At 35.9% G+C, this 25,791-nt stretch carries 28 protein-coding genes and 1 riboswitch; of the genes, 7 read left to right on the top strand and 21 right to left on the bottom strand.

The features are described from left to right. Positions 1–33: 33 nt before the first annotated feature. From nuoF to dapE, 8 genes are all read right to left on the bottom strand, one after another. Positions 34–1,362 (bottom strand): NADH-quinone oxidoreductase subunit NuoF, encoded by a 1,329-nt coding sequence (nuoF, locus tag JHT90_RS07780; protein ID WP_201090229.1) that lies wholly within the window; start codon positions 1,360–1,362, stop codon positions 34–36. Further along, positions 1,359–1,871, bottom strand: a complete 513-nt coding sequence (gene nuoE / locus JHT90_RS07775) for an NADH-quinone oxidoreductase subunit NuoE (protein ID WP_201090228.1) — start codon at positions 1,869–1,871, stop codon at positions 1,359–1,361. Before nuoE ends, nuoF begins: the two co-directional genes overlap by 4 nt. A 2-nt stretch (positions 1,872–1,873) precedes the next feature. Further along, a complete protein-coding gene (nuoC, locus tag JHT90_RS07770) occupies positions 1,874–3,658 on the bottom strand; it encodes an NADH-quinone oxidoreductase subunit C/D (protein ID WP_201090227.1) in 1,785 nt (594 codons plus the stop codon). Positions 3,659–3,699: 41 nt separating this feature from the next. Then, on the bottom strand, positions 3,700–4,374 hold the full coding sequence (locus tag JHT90_RS07765) for a NuoB/complex I 20 kDa subunit family protein (protein ID WP_201090226.1): 675 nt from the start codon (positions 4,372–4,374) through the stop codon (positions 3,700–3,702). A gap of 11 nt (positions 4,375–4,385) precedes the next feature. After that, positions 4,386–4,808 (bottom strand): NADH-quinone oxidoreductase subunit A, encoded by a 423-nt coding sequence (gene ndhC, locus JHT90_RS07760; protein ID WP_201090225.1) that lies wholly within the window; start codon positions 4,806–4,808, stop codon positions 4,386–4,388. Between the two features lie 362 nt (positions 4,809–5,170). Continuing rightward, entirely contained in the window at positions 5,171–5,551 is a 381-nt protein-coding gene (locus tag JHT90_RS07755) for a hypothetical protein (RefSeq protein WP_201090224.1), read from the bottom strand. 8 nt (positions 5,552–5,559) lie between these two features. Further along, positions 5,560–6,363: a putative RNA methyltransferase gene (locus JHT90_RS07750; protein WP_201090223.1), complete on the bottom strand. Its 804-nt coding sequence runs from the start codon at positions 6,361–6,363 to the stop codon at positions 5,560–5,562. Positions 6,364–6,372: 9 nt separating this feature from the next. After that, on the bottom strand, positions 6,373–7,515 hold the full coding sequence (dapE, locus tag JHT90_RS07745; protein ID WP_201090222.1) for a succinyl-diaminopimelate desuccinylase: 1,143 nt from the start codon (positions 7,513–7,515) through the stop codon (positions 6,373–6,375). 118 nt (positions 7,516–7,633) lie between these two features. Between dapE and JHT90_RS07740 the strand changes: the two genes are divergently transcribed. Further along, on the top strand, positions 7,634–8,608 hold the full coding sequence (locus tag JHT90_RS07740) for an aminoglycoside phosphotransferase family protein (RefSeq protein ID WP_201090221.1): 975 nt from the start codon (positions 7,634–7,636) through the stop codon (positions 8,606–8,608). 36 nt (positions 8,609–8,644) lie between these two features. Here JHT90_RS07740 and JHT90_RS07735 read toward each other — a convergent pair whose 3' ends face one another. The 3 genes from JHT90_RS07735 to cspE all read right to left on the bottom strand — a co-directional run bounded on the left by JHT90_RS07735 (position 8,645) and on the right by cspE (position 12,229). Further along, entirely contained in the window at positions 8,645–10,852 is a 2,208-nt protein-coding gene (locus tag JHT90_RS07735; RefSeq protein ID WP_201090220.1) for a mechanosensitive ion channel family protein, read from the bottom strand. Positions 10,853–10,869: 17 nt separating this feature from the next. Then, entirely contained in the window at positions 10,870–11,844 is a 975-nt protein-coding gene (locus tag JHT90_RS07730) for an SEL1-like repeat protein (protein WP_201090219.1), read from the bottom strand. A 181-nt stretch (positions 11,845–12,025) separates the two neighbouring features. After that, a complete protein-coding gene (gene cspE, locus JHT90_RS07725) occupies positions 12,026–12,229 on the bottom strand; it encodes a transcription antiterminator/RNA stability regulator CspE (RefSeq protein WP_201090218.1) in 204 nt (67 codons plus the stop codon). A 330-nt stretch (positions 12,230–12,559) separates the two neighbouring features. On the opposite strand from cspE, the gene yddG reads away from it, so the two are divergent. Both yddG and gorA read left to right on the top strand, forming a co-directional pair. Beyond that, positions 12,560–13,468, top strand: coding sequence for an aromatic amino acid DMT transporter YddG (yddG, locus tag JHT90_RS07720; RefSeq protein WP_201090217.1), 909 nt, complete (start codon positions 12,560–12,562; stop codon positions 13,466–13,468). Positions 13,469–13,559: 91 nt separating this feature from the next. Then, positions 13,560–14,921 carry a glutathione-disulfide reductase gene (gene gorA / locus JHT90_RS07715; protein ID WP_201090216.1) on the top strand — a complete coding sequence of 454 codons (1,362 nt, stop codon included), beginning with the start codon at positions 13,560–13,562 and terminating at the stop codon, positions 14,919–14,921. A gap of 51 nt (positions 14,922–14,972) precedes the next feature. On the opposite strand, the gene JHT90_RS07710 is transcribed toward gorA, so the two are convergent. The 3 genes from JHT90_RS07710 to JHT90_RS07700 form a co-directional block, all read right to left on the bottom strand. After that, the gene (locus JHT90_RS07710) at positions 14,973–15,590 is read right to left on the bottom strand and encodes a trimeric intracellular cation channel family protein (protein ID WP_201090215.1); all 618 of its coding nucleotides are present in this window, start codon (positions 15,588–15,590) and stop codon (positions 14,973–14,975) included. A gap of 66 nt (positions 15,591–15,656) precedes the next feature. Continuing rightward, positions 15,657–15,747, bottom strand: a riboswitch (glycine riboswitch). Between the two features lie 166 nt (positions 15,748–15,913). After that, positions 15,914–16,360, bottom strand: a complete 447-nt coding sequence (locus JHT90_RS07705) for a hypothetical protein (RefSeq protein ID WP_201090214.1) — start codon at positions 16,358–16,360, stop codon at positions 15,914–15,916. 28 nt (positions 16,361–16,388) lie between these two features. Beyond that, positions 16,389–16,826, bottom strand: coding sequence for a hypothetical protein (locus tag JHT90_RS07700; RefSeq protein ID WP_201090213.1), 438 nt, complete (start codon positions 16,824–16,826; stop codon positions 16,389–16,391). A gap of 163 nt (positions 16,827–16,989) precedes the next feature. On the opposite strand from JHT90_RS07700, the gene JHT90_RS07695 reads away from it, so the two are divergent. Further along, positions 16,990–17,382, top strand: coding sequence for a DUF2388 domain-containing protein (locus JHT90_RS07695; RefSeq protein WP_201090212.1), 393 nt, complete (start codon positions 16,990–16,992; stop codon positions 17,380–17,382). Positions 17,383–17,429: 47 nt separating this feature from the next. On the opposite strand, the gene JHT90_RS07690 is transcribed toward JHT90_RS07695, so the two are convergent. Together JHT90_RS07690 and JHT90_RS07685 are read right to left on the bottom strand one after the other, a co-directional pair. Continuing rightward, a complete protein-coding gene (locus tag JHT90_RS07690) occupies positions 17,430–17,819 on the bottom strand; it encodes a YchJ family protein (protein ID WP_201090211.1) in 390 nt (129 codons plus the stop codon). 123 nt (positions 17,820–17,942) lie between these two features. After that, complete coding sequence (locus JHT90_RS07685) at positions 17,943–18,374, bottom strand: cyclophilin-like fold protein (RefSeq protein ID WP_201090210.1); 432 nt, start codon at positions 18,372–18,374, stop codon at positions 17,943–17,945. Positions 18,375–18,661: 287 nt separating this feature from the next. Between JHT90_RS07685 and JHT90_RS07680 the strand changes: the two genes are divergently transcribed. The 3 genes from JHT90_RS07680 to JHT90_RS07670 all read left to right on the top strand — a co-directional run bounded on the left by JHT90_RS07680 (position 18,662) and on the right by JHT90_RS07670 (position 22,077). Next, positions 18,662–20,050: an aspartate aminotransferase family protein gene (locus JHT90_RS07680; protein ID WP_201095802.1), complete on the top strand. Its 1,389-nt coding sequence runs from the start codon at positions 18,662–18,664 to the stop codon at positions 20,048–20,050. Between the two features lie 64 nt (positions 20,051–20,114). After that, positions 20,115–21,203, top strand: a complete 1,089-nt coding sequence (locus JHT90_RS07675; RefSeq protein WP_201090209.1) for a GNAT family N-acetyltransferase — start codon at positions 20,115–20,117, stop codon at positions 21,201–21,203. Further along, entirely contained in the window at positions 21,196–22,077 is an 882-nt protein-coding gene (locus JHT90_RS07670) for an arginase family protein (protein WP_201090208.1), read from the top strand. The genes JHT90_RS07675 and JHT90_RS07670 overlap by 8 nt, the downstream gene beginning before the upstream one ends. A 3-nt stretch (positions 22,078–22,080) precedes the next feature. On the opposite strand, the gene JHT90_RS07665 is transcribed toward JHT90_RS07670, so the two are convergent. Genes JHT90_RS07665 through JHT90_RS07645 form a run of 5 tightly spaced genes read right to left on the bottom strand, consistent with a single transcriptional unit; the run spans position 22,081 to position 25,733 of the window. Further along, positions 22,081–23,274 carry a DegT/DnrJ/EryC1/StrS family aminotransferase gene (locus JHT90_RS07665; protein WP_201090207.1) on the bottom strand — a complete coding sequence of 398 codons (1,194 nt, stop codon included), beginning with the start codon at positions 23,272–23,274 and terminating at the stop codon, positions 22,081–22,083. Positions 23,275–23,306: 32 nt separating this feature from the next. Then, positions 23,307–23,732 (bottom strand): DMT family transporter, encoded by a 426-nt coding sequence (locus JHT90_RS07660; RefSeq protein ID WP_201090206.1) that lies wholly within the window; start codon positions 23,730–23,732, stop codon positions 23,307–23,309. Beyond that, positions 23,732–24,088 (bottom strand): DMT family transporter, encoded by a 357-nt coding sequence (locus JHT90_RS07655; RefSeq protein WP_201090205.1) that lies wholly within the window; start codon positions 24,086–24,088, stop codon positions 23,732–23,734. Before JHT90_RS07655 ends, JHT90_RS07660 begins: the two co-directional genes overlap by 1 nt. After that, the gene (locus JHT90_RS07650; RefSeq protein WP_201090204.1) at positions 24,076–24,951 is read right to left on the bottom strand and encodes an alpha/beta hydrolase; all 876 of its coding nucleotides are present in this window, start codon (positions 24,949–24,951) and stop codon (positions 24,076–24,078) included. Before JHT90_RS07650 ends, JHT90_RS07655 begins: the two co-directional genes overlap by 13 nt. A 5-nt stretch (positions 24,952–24,956) precedes the next feature. Continuing rightward, positions 24,957–25,733, bottom strand: a complete 777-nt coding sequence (locus JHT90_RS07645) for an MtnX-like HAD-IB family phosphatase (RefSeq protein ID WP_201090203.1) — start codon at positions 25,731–25,733, stop codon at positions 24,957–24,959. Positions 25,734–25,791 lie beyond the last annotated feature (58 nt).

Genomic DNA, 25,791 nt, shown 5'->3' with positions numbered 1-25,791 from the left:
TAAATCATACAATTTAAATAACAATTACCTATTTTATAAAATTGGCAACTGCTGTTGTGCAATGCCTGCCTCAAATTCACTTCTAAAGTATTTGATAGCTGCTGCTAGTGGTTCAGTAGCACCAGGAGCATGGGCGCAGAAGCTAAGACCTGGGCCAATTTGTTTGGCAAGCTCTTCTAAGAGTTGAATATCTTCTGCTTTACCTTGCTTTTTCTTTAATGATGCGAGTACTTGTACAGTCCAAGGTAAACCATCACGACAAGGGGCACACCATCCACAGGATTCACGCGCAAAGAAAATCTCCATATTATGTAATAAAGAGACCATATCCACCGTATCATCTACAGCCATTGCTAAACCAGTACCCATACGTGTACCTACTTTAGCTATACCAGCTGAGTGCATTTGTGCTGTTAAGTGTTCAGGTAATAAGAAACCTGTGCCAGCACCACCTGGTTGCCAAGCTTTCAGCTTATAACCTTGTTTCATACCGCCTGCATAATCCTCTAATAACTCTTTAGCAGTGATACCGAAAGGTACTTCCCAAATACCAGGATTATTTACTTTGCCTGAGAAGCCCATTAACTTAGTACCCATATCCTCACTGCCTTCTTTAGCCAGTGATTTGTACCAATCAACGCCACGTTCAATAATGGCAGGCACATTGCAAAGGGTTTCTACGTTATTTACACAACTTGGCTTACCCCATACGCCTACAGCTGCAGGGAAAGGAGGCTTGGAGCGTGGGTTGGCACGACGGCCTTCTAAAGAGTTAATAAGGGCTGTTTCTTCACCGCAGATATAACGGCCTGCACCTGTATGAACAAAAAGCTCAAAGTCGAAACCACTACCAAAAATATTTTTACCTAATAAACCTGCTTGTTTAGCTTCTTCAATCGCTTTATTTAAGTTATTAGCAGCATCTACATATTCACCACGTAGGAAAATATAACCACGATAGGCTTTTAAAGCAAAGGCAGAAATAAGCATACCCTCAATTAATAAATGAGGTTCTTGCTCCATTAATAAGCGGTCTTTCCAAGTATTTGGTTCCATTTCATCGGCGTTACAAAGCAAGTAACGGATGTTTAATGATTCATCTTTCGGCATTAATCCCCACTTAACACCAGTAGGGAAGCCTGCACCACCACGGCCTTTTAAGCCTGAATCTTTAACTTGTTGAATAACATCGTCTTTAGAAAGGGTGGTTAATGCTTTTTTAGCAGCCTCATAGCCTTTTTTCTGTTGGTATTCTTCTAACCAAACAGCTTCGCCATCATCTCTTAAACGCCAAGTTAATGGATGCGTTTCATAAGGACGAGCAGAAGTATTAGCAGGACCAAAGGAGGTTAGTTGTTTCATTTATAAGCCTCCAAAATCTTACCCACTGTTTCAGGGGTTAAATTACCATAGGTATCATCATCAATCATCATGGCAGGTGCTTTATCACAATTACCTAAGCAGCAAACTGGCAATAAGGTATAACGATTGTCTTTTGAGGTTTGCCCTAAACCAGCATCAATTTTTTCGGTAATTGCATTTAATACAGCTTCATGGCCACCCATATAGCACACCATGCTGTCGCAGACACGAATAATGTGTCTACCCACTTCTTGACGGAAGATTTGGCTGTAGAAAGTAGCTACACCTTCCACATCAGCCGCTGAAATACCTAAAATATTTGCTATATAACCAATCGCCTCATCAGGTACCCAACCATGATGTTTTTGTACCATTTTTAATGCTTCAATGGATGCTGCACGAGAGTCTTCATAATGATGAATCTCATGTTCAATAGCTGCCTTTAATGCCTCTGTAGGTTCAAAGGGTTTTGAGGGCTTACGGTCTGTTTGTATTATTTGATCTTTCATTGTTAACGATCCACATCTGCCATAACGAAGTCAATACTACCAAGATAAGCAATTAAGTCAGAAACTAAACTGCCTTTGATGACAGAAGGTATTTGCTGTAAATGAGCAAAGCTAGGTGTCCTAATCCGTGTGCGATAACTCATGGTGCTACCATCACTGATAAGATAATAACTATTAATACCTTTAGTCGCCTCAATCATTTGGAATGATTCGTTATGTGGCATTACAGGGCCCCACGACACTTGTAAGAAGTGGGTAATTAACGTTTCGATATGTTGTAAAGTACGCTCTTTAGGTGGTGGTGTAGTTAATGGATGATCTGCTTTATAAGGGCCAGCAGGCATATTTTTCAAGCACTGCTCAATAATTTTGGTACTTTCCCTCATTTCACCCATTTTTACCATGATACGGTCATACACATCACCATTATTGGCTAATGGCACTTCAAATTCAAAGTTTTCATAACCAGAGTAGGGGCGCGCTTTACGTACATCAAAATCAAAACCTGTAGCACGTAAGCCAGCACCAGTGACACCCCATTCTAAAGCCTCTTTAGTATTGTATTGGGCAACACCTTTAGTGCGGCCAATGGTGACACTATTATCTAAACAGGCTTTTTGGTATTCATCAAGACGTTTAGGGAACCAGTTGATAAAGTCTTGAACTAATTTATCCCAACCTCTTGGTAAGTCATGAGCAACACCACCAATACGATACCAAGCAGGATGCATACGGAAACCAGTAATAGCTTCTACTACATCATAGGCTTTTTGACGATCAGTAAAGGTATAGAATACTGGTGACATAGCACCAATATCTTGCACCATAGTACCCAAGAATAATAAATGGTTTAGTATGCGGAAGAATTCTGCCAACATCACACGAATGCAGTTAACACGATCTGGAACAGTAATTCCTGCTAATTTTTCAACCGCTAATACATAGGGGAGGTTATTCATTACTCCGCCTAGGTAGTCAATTCGGTCTGTATAAGGAATATAGCTATGCCATGACTGACGTTCCGCCATTTTTTCAGCACCACGGTGGTGGTAACCAATTTCAGGAACACAGTCTGAAACATTCTCACCATCAAGTTGTAAAACAAGGCGGAACGCACCATGTGCTGAAGGGTGGTTCGGACCAACATTAAGGAACATGTAGTCATAGTTTTCATTATGCGTTTTCATACCCCAATCTTCTGGTTTAAAACGCATTGCTTCCTGTTCACGAATTTGTTTCGCAACTGTTAGCTGAAAAGGCTCTTGCTCTGTAGCACGGGCAGGGTAATCTTTACGAAGTGGATGACCTTCCCAAGTAGGTGGAAGCAGCATTCTAAAAAGACGAGGATGGCCTTTAAAATGAATGCCATAAAGATCATAGGTTTCACGCTCATACCAGTTAGCGTTTGGCCATATTGGGATAACAGTAGGAAGGTTTAAATCACCATCAAATAAGGGAACTTTAATAATAATATCACTATTACGTTCCATAGAAATCAGATGATAAAACACAGAGAAGTCAGCTTCAGGTTGTCCCTCACGGTGAATTCTTAGACGCTCGTCAATACCATGTAAATCGTAAAGCATTACATAAGGACGTGGTAATTCACGAAGAAAGCGCATTACTTCCATTAGACGTTCACGCGTTACCCAAACAATTGGGCAGCCAGTTCTAGTCTGTGGTTGTATGGTTAGCGCTTGATCACCAAAACGAGTTAGTAACTCTGTAACAACTACTTGATCATCGGCTTTATAAGGCGGAACGGACTTCGCCATTTCTACTGTCATAGTTTCAGCCACTTATTCTAAAATCACAGTTAATAATAGTATTAAACTTGGTCAGGTGTGCGTAACTCTCTCACCTTAATACGTTTTTCTCTTAATTTTACTTTTTGTGGAGTCATCTCGGCACGATAAACACCTTGATCACCCACTACCCATGAAAGGGGTCTACGTTCTTCAGCAATAGAGTCTTGTAATAACAATAAAGCTTGTAAAAACGCCTCTGGACGAGGAGGACAACCTGCTACATACACATCAACAGGTAAAAATTTGTCTACACCTTGTACCACGGAATAAATATCATACATACCACCTGAGTTAGCGCAAGAACCCATGCAAATAACCCATTTAGGTTCTAGCATTTGCTCATAAAGTTCTTGGATTACAGGTGCCATTTTTACGAAACATGTACCAGCAATAACCATAAAGTCTGCTTGGCGAGGTGATGCACGGATTACTTCAGCACCGAAACGCGCAATATCATGCACAGCTGTAAAGGCAGTGGTCATTTCCACATAACAACAAGAAATACCAAAGTTATAAGGCCATAATGAGTTTTTACGCCCCCAATTGACTACCTTATTTAGCACATTATCCAATTTACCCATGAAGATGCCTTTATTGGCAAGATCTTCTGACATGTCATCAACAATTGTCCTTTCTCCAATGGGATATTTTTCATTAGCAGCATTAGGATCAATACGGGTAAGTGTATATTTCATTGATGGTACTCTTATTTATTCAATTTATTTTGACGACCTTGTGGAGCCCAGTTAAGGACACCTAAACGCATAATATAAACAAGACCGGCTAATAGGATTAAAACAAAAATAGTTGCTTCGATAAAACTTGCCCAACCAAATCCTAGTAGGCCAGCATCTTTTAATGAAACTGCCCAAGCAAATAAGAAAAGTGCTTCAATATCGAAGATTACGAATAACATGGCAACTAAATAGAATTTAGCAGAGAATCTTATTTTAGTGCTACCAGTTGGTAATTGGCCTGCCTCAAAAGGGGTATTTTTATTTCGGCCAAAAGCTCTGCCACCAAGAAGTGACGCAAAAGCAACTACGAAGCCTACTAAAGCGAGAACGGCAAAGACATAAACGGCAAAGCCTAAATTTTGAGAGAGTGTCGCGATTGCTGTTTCAGACATAGAAAAACTTTTCCACTCCTTTCATTATAGTAATTCTGTTTAAGATAGAAATTTACGACTAAAGTTCAATCTTAATCATCTTGGCTAATAATTTATCCAGCTATTTTAAGACCGATTTCAATTTAAGTAAAATCATTTAGCGAAATCTTTTATATTTTGTTTAACGATTTCCTTATTTTAAGCTAATTTTAAGTTATTTATGATATGAGACAATAATACCTCTTACTTAATATGTATTATTAGGATATAATAAAATGTTATATATTTAAAATATAGTTAATAACCAACAAAAATAATAATAATTCAGTTAAATTTTTCGTACAGAGAATTTGAAATTTTTTGTATGAGACACAGTTTTATAATTAAGTTCGCCAATTAATAGTCGTTACTTGTTGATTTACTACTTGTAGCCATTGATCAGCTTGTTCTATAGATTCATTTGATTGCTCTGTCCAATTGTCTGGCGCGCAACGTACTTCTATATTTAAAAAAAGATTAGCGTCTTTTGCACAAGCTAAATCATTGTCCCAAGGCGTTTGATTGCTTGCAAAGTGTAGGCTATGCCAACTACCAACAGCTTTAGGATACCAAGTTATAGTTATATTATTTTTAATAGTATGGCATTTATAAATCTTATTTTTTTGTTGCCATGGGGTACATTCACCTAAAGATTGTGTGAGCCATTCAGTAATAATGGATAAATCAGTATCTTTTAAATAAATTTCAATATCATGTTGTGTCATAAATAGTCTCAGATTGGTTTGAAATAATCATATCGTACAGCAACAGTGACAGTTAAAGGATTGGCTATTACTTGTTGTCTTTTATCTACACTGGCTCGCCAACCATGAGGTGTCATGGCCAATAAGTTTTTACGATCTTGCTCATTATCTAAGGTTAGAGGAAATGTTAAATAATCAGTAAAGGCTAATTGTAATTGATTAGGTACTTGCTGTAGGTGTTTATCATCCTGATAAGGGCGTACTTCATCGTAAAGTTTTTCTCTTAATTCTATAAGATGTTGATTGGTTGGCCCTAATCTTAAAATACCGCCTTGTTGGCTAACCACACGTAATGCTTCTTGCCAATTAAAAGGGCTAAAAATAGTGGTAATTAGATCACAGCTTTGATTAGCTAATGGTATTCTTGCCATACTAGCAACTAACCACTGTATATGCTTATTCAGTTTACAGGCTTGTTTAATGGCATCGCGCGAAATATCGAGAGCATAACCTGTGGTATTTGGTAGGGCCATTGCTAATTGATTGGTATAATAGCCTTCTCCACAGCCTACATCTAACCAATTTTGAGAGTGCTGTTGCTTTGCTAACTCTGCAAAACGCAAGGCTAAAGGCTCATAATGACCAGCCGCTAAAAAATCACGACGAGCAATAACCATGTCTAAATTATCACCAGGTGCTCTGCTATTTTTATGTTGTACTGGTAATAAATTTAAATAACCTTGTTTAGCTCGATCAAAACTATGATTATTTGCACAGTTAACAACTTTATCATTAGCTGCTAATGGTTCATTACAGAGTGGGCAAATTAGCATACCAGATAATTACTCCGCTAATAGGCGTACTAGTGTTTGGTAGTAGATTTCAGTTAGTTGATTTAAGTCTTCTGCTTTTATATGTTCATTAATTTGATGAATGGTATCATTTACAGGCCCAAGTTCTACTACCTGACAGCCTAAAGTAGCAATAAAACGACCATCTGATGTTCCACCACTAGTAGAAGGTTCGGTGGTAATACCTGTAACAGAATGAATACTCTCAGCAATAGCGGCTAGTAATTGGCCTGGTTCAGTTAAAAAGGGAAGCCCTGATAGTGACCAATCAATATGCCAATCTAATTGATGTTTATTTAAAATTTGTTCAACACGTTGTTTAAGCCCTTCAACAGTTGATTCAGTAGAGAAACGAAAATTAAATTCTGCCACTAGTTCACCCGGTATAACATTGTTTGCACCTGTACCTGCATGAATATTGGAAATTTGGAAGCTGGTGGGAGGGAAGAATTCATTACCATGATCCCAATGTTCATTAGCTAATTCTGTAATAGCAGGAGATGCAAGAAAAATTGGATTTTTAGCTTTATGAGGATAGGCAACGTGACCTTGTTTGCCTCTTACTGTAAGCACACCATTTAACGAACCACGACGGCCATTTTTTACCATATCACCCAACTGATTAACGCTTGAAGGTTCACCTACAATACACCAATCAATTTTATCATTACGTTTTGCTAGTGTTTCTACGACAGCCCGAGTACCGTGTTCTGCTATACCTTCTTCATCACTGGTAATAAGATAAGTAATAGTTCCTTTATGGTTAGGATAGTCTTTAATAAAACGTTCAGTAGCTACAATCATTGCCGCTAGGCTACCTTTCATATCGGCAGCACCACGACCATACAGCATACCTTGATCATCTATATAAGGAGTAAAAGGGTCTTTATGCCATTTATCTATTGTGCCACTAGGTACAACATCAGTATGGCCTGCAAAACAAAATACAGGTTCGCTATTACCATGACTTGCCCAAAAGTTTTGAACATCAGCAAAAGGCATTTGTTCAATGGTAAAACCGATGTTTTGTAAGCGATCAGTCATTACTTGTTGGCAACCTTCATCTTTAGGGGTAACTGAAGGACGACTAATAAGATCAAAAGCCAATTGTAATGTAGCTGAGAGTGATGACATAGTAAGCGTATTCCAAGAAAAATAATGTATGATAATAAAAAGCCACTCATAATAGAGTAGTTACTCACTAAAAAACAATATTCTTAACTTTATAATTCAAATTAACTCTAATATAACAATGACAAATTTAAATGTTTTCAATGATGTTTTACTTAATGAATATAAGATAACTCCTAATATTATAGTAGAAGAGAAAGGAGGGTGGGCATCACTTGCTTATAAAGTAGTTACTGTAGATAACAATTATTTTCTTAAAGTCTATGAAAAAAAACGAGCTTCTACTGAGAAACTAACCCAGTATTTAGATGATTACCTTTCGATAGTAATGTGGTTAGGCAAAAATGCCCTTGCAGGACAAATAGTAGAGCCTATATTAACTAGAGATTTAGCTTATAAATATGAAGATGAAAATTATATCTATGTGTTATTCAACTATATTACTGGTAATGTTGTTGCGGATAATGATTTAGCAACCTTGCAAGTAAAACAGTTAGCACAGATTGTAGCGAATTTGCATAGTTATAATGAGCAAATACCCTTTGCTATTAGTCATCTTAAAGAGCAATTTGAATTACCCTTTAATATGCAGCTAATTTATTTTTTAAAGCAACAATTAGCTTGTTGTTCAAATGATATAAAGGAGGTGCTGTCTCCATTTGTAGCAGAGATTGTTAAGCAAATTAATTATATTGAACAATTGGCTAAGCGCTTACAACAGCAAAAACTAGCTTTTGTGTTGTGCCATACCGATATTCATGGTTGGAATATCATGCAAGTTGATAATCATTTGATATTACTTGATTGGGAAGGATTAAAGTTAGCACCTGCTGAAGCAGATTTGTTTATGTTTTATAACAAAGCTTTTTTTAAGGATTTTATAAATTATTACCAACAACTACATCCTAACTTTAAAATAAATCAAACTGTTATGTTGTTTTACCGTTGTAGGCGCTCTTTAGAAGATTTATGGGAGTTAATCGAGCAATTAGTTATTGATAATGTTACTGGCAAGTTACGAGCTGATACTTTACATTTACTTGCTAAAGAGTGCGATACGATTCAAGTTAATAATAAGTTATTTATAGACGCTTAATCTTAGGGGTATGTATAAGATTAAGCGTATTAAATATTATTCTGAGGGAATAGGAGGTTGAGCTTCTGAGGTCTCATTAAAAATACGGATGCTACGTCTTGGCACACCTAAATCTAATCCATGCTCATCAAGATAGCGTTTTAAACGTAAATTAAAAATACGGGATATTTCAAACTGTTTTAGAGGTGCTGTTTTAAAGCGAGCACGTAATACGGCATTACCAGAATCAAAGCTTTCTACACCTTGTATTTCAATGGGCGACCATATATCTCTTTGTAATATAGGGTCTAGGCGCATTTCGTTAGCTACACTACGAACAGCTTTAATTGCTTCATCAATATTCATATCATGGGCTATTGAGATACGGAAGATAGCAAAACCTAATTCACGGGAATAGTTTTTAACCGTTTTAATCTCGCTGAAAGGAACAATATGCACAATACCATCAATATCACGCAGACATACAGTACGAATAGTAATAGCTTCAACTGTCCCTTTATGATTACCTACATCAACATAATCACCAATAGCTAAAGAGTCTTCAACAATAATAAATAACCCTGTGATTAAATCAGATACTAAAGATTGTGCACCAAAACCAATAGCTAAACCAATAACACCCGCACCCGCTAGTAAAGGGGTTACATTCATCCCTAAATTAGCTAAGGCAACGATAGTAGCAATCACTAAGATAATACAAAGCGCTGTATTACGAATTAATGGCATCATTGTTAATGCACGAGTACTTGGGCCATTTCTGCCGACACCCGTAAGCGCACGGTATATCGCAGTATCTACTAAGATCCACACTAAACGGGTAATAAGAATAGTGAGTACGATGGTAATAATAATGACAGTTAGATCATGACCAGCGCCTTGCTCAAATTGCAGGATAGAAGAATCCCATACTCTTAAGGCGAAATCGATAAATATAATCCATACGGCAAAATTTAGCAGTGTATAACCGAAACGAATTAATCGTAATAAGTACAGTGCATTTTGAGTACGTTTTGATCTTTGCTGTAACTTTGTTGCATGGCGTTGTATTAAACCTGTTAAAACTAGAGCGACAATTAATAAGGCTGTACATAGTAAGGCTTTACGTAACGCAGAAGTGGGATCGCCAGAAAAAATAGTGGCAACTAATGAGGCTAATACAAGCATTAAAATGGGGATATGCCAAACCATGCTTAAGAAACGCAAAAAGTCATAGGAACTTTTTCTTTTTTTACGATAATTTAAAGAACGATTGCGTATCAAATGTGCAATAGGGCGACGGAAAGTAATAACAAACCAACCTGTTAATAGGGCAGCCAACAAATTATTAAGGGTTGATAAAACTAAACTAAGGTTACCACCTAATAAGCCAATCACTTGATAATTGGTTAAAGCATCTCCTAGCGAAGCAAATAAGCCAATGGAGAATAACGGCTTAAATGCACGTTTCCGTAATATGCGTAGAGCTCCCCAACGATGGTCGCCACTTAATAAAGATAAAGAAATAAAACAAAGTGCTGCAAATACACCACCACCCAAAATAGAATAGGTCATCAGTAGCGCGACGCTTTTTCCTAGCGGGGCTGTTTCTGGCAGCATTTGTGAACTATATAAGGTGATAAAGAAAGCAACTACCCAAGGCAGTAACTTTTCAACCGCATACAGTAATAATTCCCATGTATTAGGATTATTGGAGAGTGTTAAAGGTAATTTATAACGAATATTGATACGTTTAATTAACCACAGCATGATTTGTGCAATAACAAACCATAAAATAATAATAAATGAGAACCCATAAAAAAGAGGTGATAATTCTTCAATGGGAGGAGTTAATATTTGAAACTCTAAAAAGGCTAATTTACTGCGCTCTTTCCAATAGCTAACAGGTGTTTCACCATCTAAGCCATGACTTAAACTATCAACTAAGCCAGATATACCAGCTAATAATCCCTTAACTTTTTCATCTTCATCTTTTTTAGCAGCAGCTTGTAAACTATCACGTAGCTCTTTTAGATCTATCACTAATTGCTGGCGTTGTTTGTTATCTTCTAATGTTTTAATCAATGCTTCAAGAGATTGGGCCATTTCTGCATTAGTCACAGTGCTTTGTGACTCTGAAGAAGAGCTTGATTTTAAAGGATTAGGCAGGGCAGCATAGCTTGTAGCAGCAAAACCACAGAAAAAAAGCAACATTAACAGCAAAAATACTGTTCTACTAAAGTTTTGATAAGATAATGATCTAAGCACTGATGATACCTTTTAAACTATTGAGGATTACCCTGTAATGCACTTAATTTTAACTGTGATGCGGCATGCCCTTGTTTAGCGCCTTGTTGATACCAATAAATTGCTTTATTAAGATCATAAGCAACCCCATTACCCATTTCATACATCTGCCCTAAATTATATTGGCTAAAAGCATCACCTTGTTTAGCTGCTTTTTCATACCAAGTTAATGCTTTTTGTTTATTTACAGGAACACCTTTTCCATCACGGTACATGCCTGCAATAAAAGACTGTGCTGCTTTATCACCTTGATTGGCTGCTTGCTCATACCAATAAGCAGCTTGCTCATAATTAGCTGCTATTTCTTTGTCTTGCTCATAAAGAGAGGCTAACACAATTTGAGCGTCTAGGGATTGCTGTTTAGCTGCCTTTTCTAACCAATAGATTGCTTGCATTGTATTAAAAAAACCTGTTTTATCTCCATAAGTTACGCCAATATAGTATTGAGCATCTTTATCGTCTGCTAACGCACCTCTTAAAAACCAATAGTTAGCAATATTCTCTTGCTTATTATTAGCATATAAACTAGCTAATAAATATTGCGCATTAGTATCATTATTAACCGCTAAAGGCTGTAATAAACTCATAATCTGTTTAAGACTTTGTTGCTGTTTATTTAATACTGCTAAATTGCGTGCTTTAGATGTTTCAGCATACCAGTATTGTGCCTGCTGAAGATTTTGTTCAATACCATCACCATGTTGATACATAGCGATTAATGAGTATTGGGCGAGGATATAATTTTGTTTTGCAGATTTTATATACCAATTTAGCGCAATTGGTTTATTTTTTTCAGCGCCTTTACCTTGTTGGTACATTATGCCTACCACATATTGCGCTACAACATCACCTTTTTTTGCTAACTGTTTAATAGTTGAGAAATTATCTGCATAAATAACTGAGCTAAAAGTGATGAGTAATAATGTAAGGCAAGTTTGTATCCAAGAGCGCATGCGTATAATTATTCCTAATTAATAAAATTACAGGCTATTGTATACAGCTATTATAAGAAGATCATCTTTAATATGAACTATTTATGATAATTTACAGAATTTAAAATAAAGGAGGGTAAGTCTGCTACAGATTAAATAATTACGTGATTTAAATTAACCACGTAATTATTATAAGGAAGGCTTAAATTATTTGAATATTTGAAGCCTGTGGACCTTTAGCGCCTTGAGTAGCGGTGAAGGAAACGCGTTGACCTTCAGTCAAGGTTTTGAAACCAGCGCTTTGAATTTCTGAGTAGTGGGCAAATAAATCTTTGCTGCCATCTTCTGGAGTAATAAAGCCGTAGCCTTTAGTTTCGTTAAACCATTTTACAATGCCAGTTTGCATCTTATGTATCCTATAGAACTTAAAAAATAATAGGGGATAGTTAAGCCCCCAGTAACACTAGGCGAGTATCAAGACTGGGATTGAGGATTCGGAAAATTGCTACTAGAAAGAAACAGATATACCAGAGGACAAACACAACCTTAAAACCGCTGTTTGATACTATGCGCGATAACGTCAAAAATAGCAAATGATTTTTAAGTTTATTTTGAAAATAGTTGATAAAATTATTAACTAATTATTTAAAAACAGAAAATTATTTATTTTTTTAAGAAAAAATCATATACTAATCGGCTTTATACGTTCTGAATAACAAAGTTTTCCTTAAAATTAATGAACTCAATTAAAGCTTCGCTACTTGGTATTATAGCCATCTTAATATGGAGTTGTTTCACAGCTCTTATTAGAACCTTAACAGAAAGCTTTGGTGTAGTAGCTGGGGCGGCACTTATTTATACCATAGGTGCTATCACTCTCTGTATCTACAATAAAGGTATCCCAAATATTAGAAAATTTCCTAAAAGTTATCTGTTAGGGTGTGGTATTTTATTTGTTATTTATGAGATTTTATTATCGATGGCGGTTGGCTTATCCAGTAGTCGCCAACAGTCTATTGAAGTTAGTTTAATTAATTACTTATGGCCTTGTCTGATTGTATTCTTATCTTTATTTATTAATAAACAAAAGGTTAGTTTATTATTTTGGCCAGGTATAGCACTTTCATTTCTTGGCGTGGCATGGTCTATATCAGGTGAAAACGGTTTTAATATTTATAATTTAATCAATAATATCAAAACTGATCCCATTCCTTATTTACTTGCCTTTATAGCTGCTTTTTTATGGGGGCTGTATTGTAATTTATCTAAACGTTTTAATAATGGTAATAATGGGGTTCCTTTATTTTTTATCGCTGTTGCGCTAATACTATGGACTAAATTTTTATTAAGTTCAGACACAATAGGGCAAGTGAGTGTTTCAGCAATTGTTGAGCTTATTTTAGTGGGTGTTTTAATTGCAGTTGCTTATGCATTTTGGGAAATAGGTATTCAAAAAGGTAATATGTTATTACTGGCTATATTATCTTATTTTACACCTATAGCCTCTGTGTTATTTTCTGCTATTTGGTTAGAAACACCGCTTACCATATCCTTTTGGTATGGTGTTATTATGGTTACGGTAGGCTCTTTACTTTGTTGGTTTGCCACTAGAGTCAGCAATAAAGCAACAGCTGTTTCGCATTAAATGGATTACTTTGCTAAACTAAACAAAACCGTTTAAAAAAACTGCTAAAAAACAAGATAACAAAAAATCCTGTCTTAATAAGAGGTATGGTATGTCTTTTGATTATGATCTTTTTGTAATAGGTGCTGGCTCTGGTGGTGTGCGAGCAGCACGATTTGCTGCTGGTTTTGGTGCAAAAGTAGCTATTGCTGAGGAGCGATACTTAGGAGGCACATGCGTTAATGTGGGCTGTGTACCTAAAAAACTATTTGTTTATGCTTCACAATTTGAAGAAGAGTTTGAGTTAGCAAAAGGCTTTGGATGGCAGGTAAATAAGCCAACCTTTAATTGGCAAACTTTAGTTGAACATAAAAATAAAGAAATTGAGCGTCTAAATGGTATTTATCATAGTTTATTAGTTAATATTGGCATCACTTTGATAGAGGGGCATGCTCAGTTAATTAATGCCAATACCGTTAATGTAGATGGTAAGGTTTATACAGCAAAAAATATTTTAATTGCTGTGGGTGGTTGGCCGAGTGTACCTGAAATTATAGGTAAAGAATATGCGATTACCTCTAATGAAGCGTTTTATCTAAAAGAGTTACCAAAACGTTGTACCATTGTTGGTGGTGGTTATATTGCGGTTGAATTTGCTTCAATTTTTAATGGATTAGGGGTTGATACCACATTAGTATATCGTGGTGAGCTATTCTTAAAAGGCTTTGATGATGATATACGTAAATATTTAGCTGATGAGTTAACTAAAAAAGGTATTAATTTAAAATTTAATACCGATATTAAGCAAATTGATAAACAAGCTGATAATAGTTTAATCACCACTTTCAATAATGATGAAACCGCGACCACAGATTTAGTATTTTATGCTACAGGCCGTCGCCCTAAATTAGAGAATTTAGGCTTAGAAAATACAAAAGTTACTTTAAATAGTAAAGGTTTTATTGATGTAGATAAGTATTACACAACGGCTGAACCTAGTATTTTTGCAATTGGTGATGTCATTGGTCAAATTCAACTAACACCTGTTGCATTAGCGCAAGGTATGGCAGTGGCGCGACACTTGTTTAAACCAGAACAATATCGCTCAGTGGATTTAACGCAAGTTGCCACGGCGATGTTTAGTTTACCCAATGTAGCTACGGTTGGTTTAACAGAGCAACAAGCTATAGAGACTGGTTATGATATTGTTATCTTTGAAAGTTATTTCCGTGCCTTAAAACTGACTTTAACAGATAGTTTGGAAAAAACATATATGAAGTTGGTGGTAGATAAAGAGTCAGACCGTGTTTTAGGCTGTCATATGATTGGTGAGGGAGCAGGGGAGTTGATTCAGGGCTTAGCCATTGCGTTAAAAGCGGGGGCAACCAAGCAAATTTTTGATGAAACCATTGGTATCCATCCAACCGCTGCTGAGGAGTTTGTAACCATGCGTACTCCTCGACTGTTTGTATAAAGTAACAATAGATACACTGTGTATGAGCAGTGTATCTATAGTGAATGCGGTTTAATGCATATTATCGTCATAAGTGAAAGTAGGGATACGCCAACTGTACTTAATAGCCAGTAATCTTAATAACAAGCCCCCACTTAAGCAGAGTAGAGTAGCTGTATTATCATTTACTTGAAAATATAATAAGCATAAATAGGCTACGCCTGTACATAGCGACACACTGGCGTATAGTTCTTTTTGAAAAACTAAAGGAACTTGATTACACAATACGTCACGTAATACTCCACCAGATACGCCAGTTAGCATACCTGCAATTAACACAACGATTGTAGGACAATTCAGCTCTCTAGCAATGGCACAACCAATTAGCGTAAAGGCCACTAACCCTAAGCCATCTAAGATTAAGAAGATGGTGCGAAGATAATGTAACCAACGCGCCACAAAAATAGTAAACAGGGCTGCACCAATGGTGTAGTATAAGAATTCAGGATGTTTTACCCAGCCTAAGGGATAATGCCCAAGAATAACATCACGAACTGAACCACCGCCTAGTGCCGTAACACAAGCAATAGTAACAACGCCAAATAGATCCATACGTTGCCGACCTGCTGATAATGCGCCCGTTACGGCTTCAGCAGTAATTGCGATCAAATAAATAATATGCAATAACATTAAATAGAACTCCAGAAACAGCCATAGAGAAACGATTGCTAAGTGATATAACAATAATTTCTTTGCCGCTCCCGCTGTCCTTTTGCCTGAGAGTTTAGCAGTATCACTGCGTGCCCCTTCGGCGGGTCAGTTAAGACCTCTCTCCAGATCGGCTGATATTGACGCAGTTATTATTATCATTAGATAAGGCCTGAGCGATTATGGGAGTATGCGCCTTCGGCGGGAATAATGAAAATTCCTCTCTCCTACGTCTTATAGGTGGAAGATTATAGCGAATAACAATAGAAAATGTAAGCGAATAAAATAATAAAGTAGTGTTTTAATTATTGGTTAAACAAAACCAGTCCATCTACTTTTTCATAAGGTGGGTTAATATCGTCGCTGACTTGATAAACCACCATATTAGTGGCTAAATCTATATTGGCTTTAATATATTTAAAGCCATAGCCTAAGCCTGATATTTGCCATAATAATTGTTCTGTACCCACATCTACGACTAATTGATAGAAAAAACCTAATTCATCAGCAGGGACATGTTTAATAACATCCATACAGCTAGGTGATAATGCAAAGTATCCACTTAGATCAGTTGCTGTAGATTTATCATCACAAGAAGTTAATAAGTATATTCTTGCATTTATAACAGGTTGATTGTCATAAGAAAGACTGCCCACCATTTCTGGAGAACTGTAATAAACTTGCGTTTTATTATTTGGTGTCTGCTGACAACCAGTAATTAAAATAAATAGGACTAAAAAATATTTTTTCATGTAATCAATATAAGTTTATTATCATTGATTAATGTATATCATTTTTTACTAAGTTACTACAGCGGCTTTCTTCACCATTAGTCACACAAACCATTTGTTCTGTAAGATCAAACTCCACTGTTATATCAAAAGGATTAATAACAGACCAGGTAAAAGATTTTTCACCATCCACTATATTTACATCAAATAAATAAGTAGGCGCACCTAAGATATTGCCAGGCCCTGAGTCTGTTACCTCGCAAAACTGCTCTAAGGTAAACTTGCCTTGTGCATCAGTCACAACCGTAGCATTGTTACAAATATTAGAAGACAAGGTAACCTGTACATGGGGAACAATATTTCCTTGTTTTTTTACCACGCCTTTAATATAGGGGTGAATACTTGATTCATTGTTAGTTGTCTTTGTACTGTTCTGACAAGCCACCAACAGCAAACAGCAACTTATTATCATTAAAGAATTTTTCATTAATTATTAGCTCAATAATTGATTAGTGTTGAGAATTATATATTAAACTTTCAGTAAGTTACTTATCTTATCAATAAATTGTTATAAGTAACTATATATTTTATATAAGATAATGGTAGAATAATTGCAACGCAAACCATTAGAAAGGGAACTTAGTCTAAATATGATAGTTAAGTCATCATTTAAAAAAGTAATAGCTTTCTCTGCATTGCTCGCTTTATTTTCAACTACCACATCAAAAGCGGAAATAGTGCAAGAAATAACAGAGGGCTGTTCTAGCCAAGCTATTGTATCTGGTTTATGTATCCTTTTAAGCCCATTCTATACAACCTCAATTATTGTAGTAGTGCCTTCTGAGTGGTCAGGTACTGCTTTTGGTGCTAAATCGAAAGTCATCTATGATGCTAAAAATGATGCTGCTACTTTTGTGGCTACCAATGGTCAATTAAAAGGTACTTATTTAGAGGCCGCATTTAATTTATTACGTTATGAAAAGCCAGATTATAAAAGGGTAGATGATATGGCTTTAGCAAAAGCGATTTTGACATTTAATTAACAATTATCATAACAACAAACTAAACTAGCTAACGCTATTAGCTAGTTTTAAGATATTTTACCATCAATATAAAACCATTTTTGTTCACTAAAAACAAAACGGCTCACTTCATGCATTCTTTCTAGCTTGCCATTAGCTTCATAAAATGCATCAAAATCTACAAAGGCTTCATTAGTATTCTGACTATTCCATGCCTTATTAATAACAAGTTTTATCCATTGAATAGGTTGGTTATTATCTAAAGTAGCAATATTTGGTCGCGTACTTTTATGCCATGTACTATTGATATAGTCTGTTAATTTCAAAACATAAGCACTATAACGTGAACGCATTAGTTGTTCAGCTGTTTCAGGTACATTGATGCCTTTATGATAATGTTGGCAACATGCACTATATGATTTATTAGGGTTACAAGGGCAGGTGATATGTTTAGTCATTAATTTTTGCTCAACTTTCTAAAACCTTATAATCTATAATAAATAATTAATCATTTACTCAAACAAATGCTTTTGACACATAGCTTGCAGTAAGTTAATGTTTTAGTTTACTTAATAGTATTACTATTTTATCAATTCTATTTTTACATTGATTGAACCTTGTACTTCAAATAGTTCAATATCAGAATCTAATTTAGCTAATATAACTAACCCACGGGAATAGCTAAAGTTTTTATGAAATATAGCTAAATTGCCCCAAGGCGCATAGTAAGCAATATCGCCTTTTGATGGTGTATAACCAGCAGGTACCCCTTTGGTAGAGAGTTTTTTAGGAAGATTACTTATTTTTTCTGTATTAGCATAATCTTCTAAGGTTAGGTTCAAAGGTAATAATTTAATAAAATCTCTGGTAGTTTCATTATCAACCAAAGTAGCCGTCACTATTTTATCATTCATAATTAGTTTAATTTGTACATCTGTCATTGTCTGATTATCCTTTGCATAACTAACAATACTAAAAAAACAGATCATAAAGGTAATAATAAGTTTGTTCATTATTTAGTTCCTATTGTAGATATTGAGTAATCATAACTAGTTTAAATACTATTTAAAATAATGTGAATTTGGGGTAGCAGTAAAACATTTTTTTATGTTTAGTGTATAAGTGAATTAAATTTTTATCTGTGGAGTCCTTGTATTGTACCAAGAACAATATATTCAGTCACAAAACTTACACATTAACGATATATTTTAAGGAAGCTTTTTTTCTGATAATACGCTGTGTTCTAAACATTAATTAAAGATGGATTTTGGAGTAAGTCATGAGTAAACCAACCCCAGAGATGGTTAATAACCGTCCTGATGATGCTGTACTTTTAGCTGATGAAGCAAAATACTGTTCTTTTGGTGATACAGTGCATTATGTTGAGCCACCTAAGATCTTTGATGGTTGTGAAGGCAGCTACATGTATGATAAAGAAGGTAAGGCTTACCTTGATTTACAAATGTGGTATTCAGCTTGTAACTTTGGTTATGCTAATGAGCGCTTAAATAATGTTCTTAAAAAACAAATAGATACTTTACCACAATGTGCAAGCCAATATCTTCATCCTACTAAGATTGAGTTAGCTAAAACAATTGCTGAGGGCATGAAGCAAAAGTTTGGTTATGATGGCAGGGTGCATTTTAACGTAGGTGGTGCGCAGAGTATTGAAGATTCTTTAAAAGTGGTGCGCAATGCCACTGGTGGTAAAACACTAATGTTTGCTTTCCAAGGTGGTTACCATGGCCGTACTTTAGGTGCATCTTCTATTACCTCTAGTTATCGTTATCGTCGTCGTTATGGTCATTTTGGTGATCGTGCGATGTTTGTTCCATTCCCTTATCCTTTCCGTCGTCCTAAAGGTATGACAGCAGAAGAATATGGCGAATATTTAGTAGACGATTTTGCCCGTTTATTTGAAACTGAATACCATGGTGTTTGGGATCCAAAAGTAGGCCAAGCGGAATATGCTGCATTTTATGCAGAGCCTTTACAAGCGACAGGTGGTTATATTATTCCACCACCTAACTACTTCAAAGGATTAAAGAAAGTACTCGATGAATACGGTATTTTACTAGTAGTTGATGAAATTCAAATGGGTTTCTACCGTACAGGTAAATTATGGTCTATTGAGCATTTTGATGTAAAACCTGATGTGGTGGTATTTGCTAAAGCCTTAACAAATGGTTTAAATCCGTTGGGTGGGCTATGGGCTCGTGAAGAGTTAATTAACCCCACTGTATTCCCACCAGGGTCTACACACTCAACTTTTGCCTCTAACCCATTAGGTACAGCAGTTGGACTTGAAGTACTAAAAATGACAGCTGAACAGGACTATGAAACAATGGTTATGGAGAGTGGCGCTTATTTCCTAGAGGGTTTAAGAAGCTTAGAAAAACGCCACAAAGAAATTGGTGAAGTGGATGGGCTAGGCCTTGCACTTCGCGCTGAAATTTGTACAGAAGATGGTTTTACAGCCAATAAAGCATTGGTAGATAAAATGGTCGATATCGGTATGTCTGGTGATCTTGATTGGAATGGCCAAAAAATGGGCTTGGTACTGGATATCGGTGGCTATTATAAGAATGTTATTACTTTCGCACCTTCTTTACTTATCTCTAAACAAGAGATTGATCAGGGCATAGAGTTACTTGATCAGTTAATTACTAGAGCTAAGAAAGAGTTATAACCATTGCAAAGATAATTAATATTAGGCTGTTGTTATGGCCTAATATTTTTATCTTATAAAAACAATGAAATATATTAATCAACTTGAGCCAGATGGGTTAATTGAAAACTTTTTAACTAACCCTCCTAATAATTTTAATGCTTGGTTAGCAGACAGTGGAGTGCCTGTTTTTTCTGCTAAGTTTGACTTACTAACTTCAGCAGATAGCGATTTTCGCCAGAAAATCCAAAAGATTCCTTTTTATCCAAAATGGTCTAAATTATTACAACCAAACACCTGCTTTGTTGGTACAACGGTCTCTGAATATGCTTTGTTAACAAATACCCTACCAGCAGATTTGTTAGCTACTCGAATCAAACAGCAATATGCTAAAGATTTTCCATTTTTGATTGTAAAAGACATTCCTCAAGACTCTCCACTACAAAATCAGCAAGCCAATGATTATGCTAAAACCTTTATTGAGGCTTTAAAAGATAATGGATTTATTGAAATAGAAGGGCAAGCATTAGCTTGGGTGCCAGTGGATTATGAAAATATTGATGATTATTTATCCAAACTTTCTGCAAGCCGTCGTAAAGATTTTCGACGTAAGCTAAAATTACGTGAAAAAGTTGATATTAATGTTTTGCAGGGTGGGGATGAGTGCTTCTTTGAGCAAGCAGTATTGGATACTTATTACCAACTCTATTTAAATGTTTATGAACAAAGTGAAGTTCATTTTGATTTATTAACTAAAGCATTTTTTACGCAATTATTACAAGATAAACAAACAGTAACGAAAATTTTTACTTACCACCATCAAGGCGAGTTGGTTGGCTATAATATTTGCTTCATCGTAAATGACATGTTAGTGGATAAATATATTGGTCTAGTATATCCAGCGGCTAGAGATTTTAACCTTTATTATATTAGCTGGTTTCATAATTTAGAATATGCGAAACAGAACGAGTTAAAATACTATATTGCAGGTTGGACGGATCCACAGGTTAAAGCCTCCTTAGGTGCAAAATTTACCTTTACACAACATTTGGTGTATATACGCAATCCCTTATTAAGAACGATTTTACGTAAATTAAGCCGACGCTTCGAGAGTGACCGTACTTGGCGTGATGCTCATACTGATATTAATAAAAAGGAGGGTAATCATGGCTAGTCCCATTATCCTTAATTTTGATCAAAGTATTGGTGATATAGAAGGTGCTCAAACTTTTGACCTGACTGATTGGCAAGATTTGATTCGTTTTGGTTGTTCAAAGAGTAAGCTTAAAAAATTAGCTAATAAACTTGAACAATTACTACCTGAAAGCTATGGTACTGTATTAATGGGTAGTGGTGACTATCACCATATAACACTATTGTTAATTGAGCGTTTAAAGAAGCATTATAGTGCCCAGAATCCTATTCAAGTAGTTGTTTTTGATAATCATCCTGACAATATGCGCTACTTATTTGGTGTACACTGTGGATCTTGGGTGAGTTATGTTGCTCAGTTGCCCTTTGTTAGTCATGTACACGTATTGGGTATTACTTCAAATGATATTGGAGTAGCTCATCTATGGGAAAATAGATTACGCCCATTATTACGAAATAAGTTATCTTATTGGTGTATGGATGTTGATATTTCATGGGCTAAAAGACTAGGCTTAGGTAAAGCATTCCATCGTTTTAATTCACCAGATGAGCTAATTGCAGATTTTTTATCTCATCAATACCATAATTCACAACCCATCTATTTATCCATTGATAAAGATGTACTCAGCGAAGAGACTATACAAACTAACTGGGATCAAGGTAAATTACAAACTTATCATATACTTGATAGTATCTCCGTATTGTCTAACCGCATTATTGGCAGTGATATTACAGGGGATGTTTCTAGTTGGCAGTGTAAAAGTTGGTGGAAACGTCTTTTAAGTTCACTAGATGGACAACCCGTTATTCCAGCGGAAACATTACAACAATGGCAAGCAGCACAACAAAAACTAAATATTCAACTAGTAGAAGCGCTAAATAGTTGTGATAGTTAATGTTTATAAACAACTTTTGATAATCTGAAAGATAGTTTTAAAGTGACTATCTTCAAGCCATAGACTATTACTAATCGTCAACATCCTATCAGCAAAATCTTGTGCATTAGGCATAGCTATTTGTGGTACAACTTTTTCTAAATAATGATAATTTGCAATGTCATGAATAAATAATCGACTAACACCTAATGGTTGTTGCCATAATTTATTTAAAATATCATCCCTAATGTTTTTTGAGGGCAATAATATCATTAAAAAAGGCCATGTCCCTTTGCTATTATTCTCCCCAATAACATTTACACCTTCTATTTCCTGCAATTGTTTAATACGATTAAGTGCTTGTGCTGTAGTTTTTTCAATAAACTGGGGGAGACGAGCAACCGCTTTGGCGCCTATGCGTTGTCTAAACTTGCTTACCTTATGCAGCGGTAATTTAAAGCCAAAATCATCGCCCACTGCTTCTATCAATTGATTATTATTTAGTGATTTACGCCTTGGGTTTCCGTAGACAAAATGTAGCCCCAAAGGATTATATAATGCTGTATACCCTAGTAACTCAAGAGTGCGACGTAATTCCCAAGCCATATTAGATGGCATAATTGCTTGAGTAGTTGTGATAAGTTGACTTCTTAAAATATCATTATGAGCAGTTAATAAGCCACCTTCATATAAGGTTAAGCCTTTTCCTGCGGCTAGACTAAAAAAAATGATATCACCATATAAACCTACACTTGCCCCTAGAGCCTGTGCTGCATCTTCAATAACAGTTATATCATAAGCCTGTGCTAGCTGTTTAGTCTGCTGTACATCAGCCACTCTACCGCCAAGATGGGTGGGGATAACGGCTAGTATTTGATCACTCATTAATGATTCTAAATGAGTAAAATCAAAATCAAAAGAATTAACAGCCAAATCACATAACTTTACACGAAGCCCACAATGATGAACGGCTAAAACCACTAAAGGGCATGTGTAAGCAGGAATAATCACATACTTTCGTTGAGGATTATTGGTAGATAATGCCGTTAAAGCAATCACTAATGCTGCTGTTCCAGAGCAGGTAAGCTGAAGAGGGGGCAGGTTAAAAAGTTGACTGATCTGTTGAGTGAGATTTTTATTTGTTGGCAACCAATCACTCCAAGCAGCAGGCAAACCTGCTGTAGGTGGAATTTCATGATAGCGCTGAAACACTGACATCAGTTGCCCCTGTAAACCAATTTAGAGTTATTTTACTCTGTATTAGTTTGCTTTTGTTGTCTCTCAATTTCCTCTAAGAATTGTTTATTAATTTTCTTCTCTGCCAATGCTAAAAATATAATACCACCAACAATAAATACTGCTCCAATAAATCTAATCCAAGTGATTTGTTCGTTAAATAACCAAACAGAAGCAATCATTACTGTAACCACTTCAAGGTGTGAAGCGGCAAATGCAGGGCCAATAGGTGCTTTTTTTAATAAAATCATCCAAGTAAAGAATGCACCAATGTAGCCTAAAATAGCGGTATATACCCAATGATTACTAAAAACACGAATCACCCAGTCAAGACTGGCTTCAAGAGGTTCAGCATTGATTGCAGTAAATTTAAAACTACTTTGGCCAATGGTATCAAATAGCATTAATAAGGCAAAACCTACTAAATAAAACTTACGCATTATGAGACCCCTACTAAAATCACACCTATCGTGATTAGAATCATACCTATAATACGATGCAGTGTGAGGAGTTCACGAAATATAATTCGTCCCACAATCATTACAGCAATAATATTAATAGAACCTAATAAAATACCTTGAGAAAGGGGCACTAAGGTTAAAAAAGCTAACCATAAAAAGAATTCTGAGACATAAGCACCAATACCTACCCATAACCAGTAGTTACGAAATAGATCGAGCCAATAATACCAACCATCTCTATTATTGGGTGCAACTGCAGCAAATTTGAAGGCTATTTGGCCGATAGTGTCAAAAAAAACATTAGCCATCCATAGTGTAATAACTAAAGGAGACATGACAACTTTGTCTCCTGTAAATCTTCAATTGAGTAGTTATTATTAGTGTTTTGTGCAAGATTTTCAAAAAAAGACACAGATTCTTTAATAACATCACGTCGTTGACGATCAATAGTAATCAGGTGATAGCTTTCATTTAATACAACAAGTTTGGTTGGAGCACTGACCAGTTTTTCTACTAACCGAGCATTTGTATTAATATCAGCAACATCGTCGTGGCCAGAGTGCATAATCAAGCAAGGGCTTGTTACTTGTGGTAACTGTGTACGAACTAATTTAGCCAGTAGCTGCATTTCTGCTAAAGCGGGCAGTGGATTACCTGCCAATCCTGCTGCTGCACTATCACCATTTAACATACTAGCTGAAACAGTGGCTCGAATACGTTCATCTTTTAAACCATACGGTGGTTTTTCAATAAAACAGGTTTTTTGAAAAATACCTATTTTTTTAAACCAAACTAATAAGAAAAACAATTTTCTAGCCCATAAAGGTATGCTCCAACCATCATATTTAAAGGTAGGGCCAAATACACCAACCCCTTTAATCTGCTCAGGTCTTTCTGCGGCTAGCTTTAAGGAAAGTAGGGCGCCCATAGAAAGCCCTGCTACAAAAAGATTATCCACTTTTTCTGCTAAGAAATCGGCAGCTTCCTCAACACTTTTATACCAATCTTGCCATGTTGTCTTGCACAAGTCTGCTTCATCACCACAATGACCTGCTAATTGCATACCATAAACAGTAAATCCCGCTTGGTTTAAGCCTTTAGCAACAATACGCATTTCATTAGGCGTACCTGTTAAGCCATGGATTAACAATACCCCATTGCGATTGCCTGGCATGAAATAGCTTGAGTCTTGTATCATATTAATTACTCTACAGACATGGCAGCAATAGTATGCTGTCTGCTATTGACGTTGTTGTAGGATGGTTGTGCTAACACTCTAGGTAATACATCCAAGGCATCAGCAAAATTACGGATTTTATAGTGATTAATTGAATGTTGTTGACAGTAACTAATTAATTTATCCTTAGCAAAAACCAAATCAACTTTATGTGAAACACAGTAATCAGAGGTACCATCCCCTACATATAGTACATTGTTGAAATGTTGTTGCTGTTTTTGTAAATGAGCGCATTTACAGTTACCACTTGCTTTAACACATCCTGTTGAAGCATAAGGAAAATCAAGACGCCAACTGCGTTTATTATCATGTAATAAGCGATTAGCAAAAACTGGCAATGTGCCTAAATTATGACGTTTTAAGACAGATTGAATAGCATAGTCCAAGCCATCACTTACCACATGAACTACAATATCTTCATCTAATGCTTTGTTAACAAAGGCTTTAAAGTCAGGATCGATTTCTACTTGTGCTAGCACGTTATCTAGCTCATCAAGGGTAGCATCCATTAGTGCTATTTGTTTACTCATGCACTCTTGAGAGCCAATAACACCTGCAAGCCATTGTTCTTCTAAGTCTTCACAACCGTCCTTACCAAAATGAGTCAATAAAATATCTGTTACATCCTTGAGACTAATAGTGCCATCAAAATCACATAAAATTATTGGCTTTTGCGACTCAATACCGTAAACAGGAGGAGATTGAAAGAAAATATTCTCTGAAATTGATAAGAAATTGTTCATACTTTTTACCAAATCTTTAAAATTAAAGTAGAATGGATCTACGACTTTTGGAGTATAT

Source organism: Entomomonas asaccharolytica, from assembly GCF_016653615.1.
Classification (GTDB): domain Bacteria; phylum Pseudomonadota; class Gammaproteobacteria; order Pseudomonadales; family Pseudomonadaceae; genus Entomomonas; species Entomomonas asaccharolytica.
The sequence above is the reverse complement of the archived record's forward strand: the minus strand, read 5'-3'. Positions and strand labels throughout refer to the sequence as shown.

Coding starts and splice junctions, on each gene's coding strand:
- nuoF (WP_201090229.1), bottom strand. CDS start 1,362: ATGAAACAACTAACCTCCTTTGGTCCTGCTAATACTTCTGCTCGTCCT.
- nuoE (WP_201090228.1), bottom strand. CDS start 1,871: ATGAAAGATCAAATAATACAAACAGACCGTAAGCCCTCAAAACCCTTT.
- nuoC (WP_201090227.1), bottom strand. CDS start 3,658: ATGACAGTAGAAATGGCGAAGTCCGTTCCGCCTTATAAAGCCGATGAT.
- JHT90_RS07765 (WP_201090226.1), bottom strand. CDS start 4,374: ATGAAATATACACTTACCCGTATTGATCCTAATGCTGCTAATGAAAAA.
- ndhC (WP_201090225.1), bottom strand. CDS start 4,808: ATGTCTGAAACAGCAATCGCGACACTCTCTCAAAATTTAGGCTTTGCC.
- JHT90_RS07755 (WP_201090224.1), bottom strand. CDS start 5,551: ATGACACAACATGATATTGAAATTTATTTAAAAGATACTGATTTATCC.
- JHT90_RS07750 (WP_201090223.1), bottom strand. CDS start 6,363: ATGCTAATTTGCCCACTCTGTAATGAACCATTAGCAGCTAATGATAAA.
- dapE (WP_201090222.1), bottom strand. CDS start 7,515: ATGTCATCACTCTCAGCTACATTACAATTGGCTTTTGATCTTATTAGT.
- JHT90_RS07740 (WP_201090221.1), top strand. CDS start 7,634: ATGACAAATTTAAATGTTTTCAATGATGTTTTACTTAATGAATATAAG.
- JHT90_RS07730 (WP_201090219.1), bottom strand. CDS start 11,844: ATGCGCTCTTGGATACAAACTTGCCTTACATTATTACTCATCACTTTT.
- cspE (WP_201090218.1), bottom strand. CDS start 12,229: ATGCAAACTGGCATTGTAAAATGGTTTAACGAAACTAAAGGCTACGGC.
- yddG (WP_201090217.1), top strand. CDS start 12,560: ATGAACTCAATTAAAGCTTCGCTACTTGGTATTATAGCCATCTTAATA.
- gorA (WP_201090216.1), top strand. CDS start 13,560: ATGTCTTTTGATTATGATCTTTTTGTAATAGGTGCTGGCTCTGGTGGT.
- JHT90_RS07710 (WP_201090215.1), bottom strand. CDS start 15,590: ATGTTATTGCATATTATTTATTTGATCGCAATTACTGCTGAAGCCGTA.
- JHT90_RS07705 (WP_201090214.1), bottom strand. CDS start 16,360: ATGAAAAAATATTTTTTAGTCCTATTTATTTTAATTACTGGTTGTCAG.
- JHT90_RS07700 (WP_201090213.1), bottom strand. CDS start 16,826: ATGAAAAATTCTTTAATGATAATAAGTTGCTGTTTGCTGTTGGTGGCT.
- JHT90_RS07695 (WP_201090212.1), top strand. CDS start 16,990: ATGATAGTTAAGTCATCATTTAAAAAAGTAATAGCTTTCTCTGCATTG.
- JHT90_RS07690 (WP_201090211.1), bottom strand. CDS start 17,819: ATGACTAAACATATCACCTGCCCTTGTAACCCTAATAAATCATATAGT.
- JHT90_RS07685 (WP_201090210.1), bottom strand. CDS start 18,374: ATGAACAAACTTATTATTACCTTTATGATCTGTTTTTTTAGTATTGTT.
- JHT90_RS07680 (WP_201095802.1), top strand. CDS start 18,662: ATGGTTAATAACCGTCCTGATGATGCTGTACTTTTAGCTGATGAAGCA.
- JHT90_RS07675 (WP_201090209.1), top strand. CDS start 20,115: ATGAAATATATTAATCAACTTGAGCCAGATGGGTTAATTGAAAACTTT.
- JHT90_RS07670 (WP_201090208.1), top strand. CDS start 21,196: ATGGCTAGTCCCATTATCCTTAATTTTGATCAAAGTATTGGTGATATA.
- JHT90_RS07665 (WP_201090207.1), bottom strand. CDS start 23,274: ATGTCAGTGTTTCAGCGCTATCATGAAATTCCACCTACAGCAGGTTTG.
- JHT90_RS07660 (WP_201090206.1), bottom strand. CDS start 23,732: ATGCGTAAGTTTTATTTAGTAGGTTTTGCCTTATTAATGCTATTTGAT.
- JHT90_RS07655 (WP_201090205.1), bottom strand. CDS start 24,088: ATGTCTCCTTTAGTTATTACACTATGGATGGCTAATGTTTTTTTTGAC.
- JHT90_RS07650 (WP_201090204.1), bottom strand. CDS start 24,951: ATGATACAAGACTCAAGCTATTTCATGCCAGGCAATCGCAATGGGGTA.
- JHT90_RS07645 (WP_201090203.1), bottom strand. CDS start 25,733: ATGAACAATTTCTTATCAATTTCAGAGAATATTTTCTTTCAATCTCCT.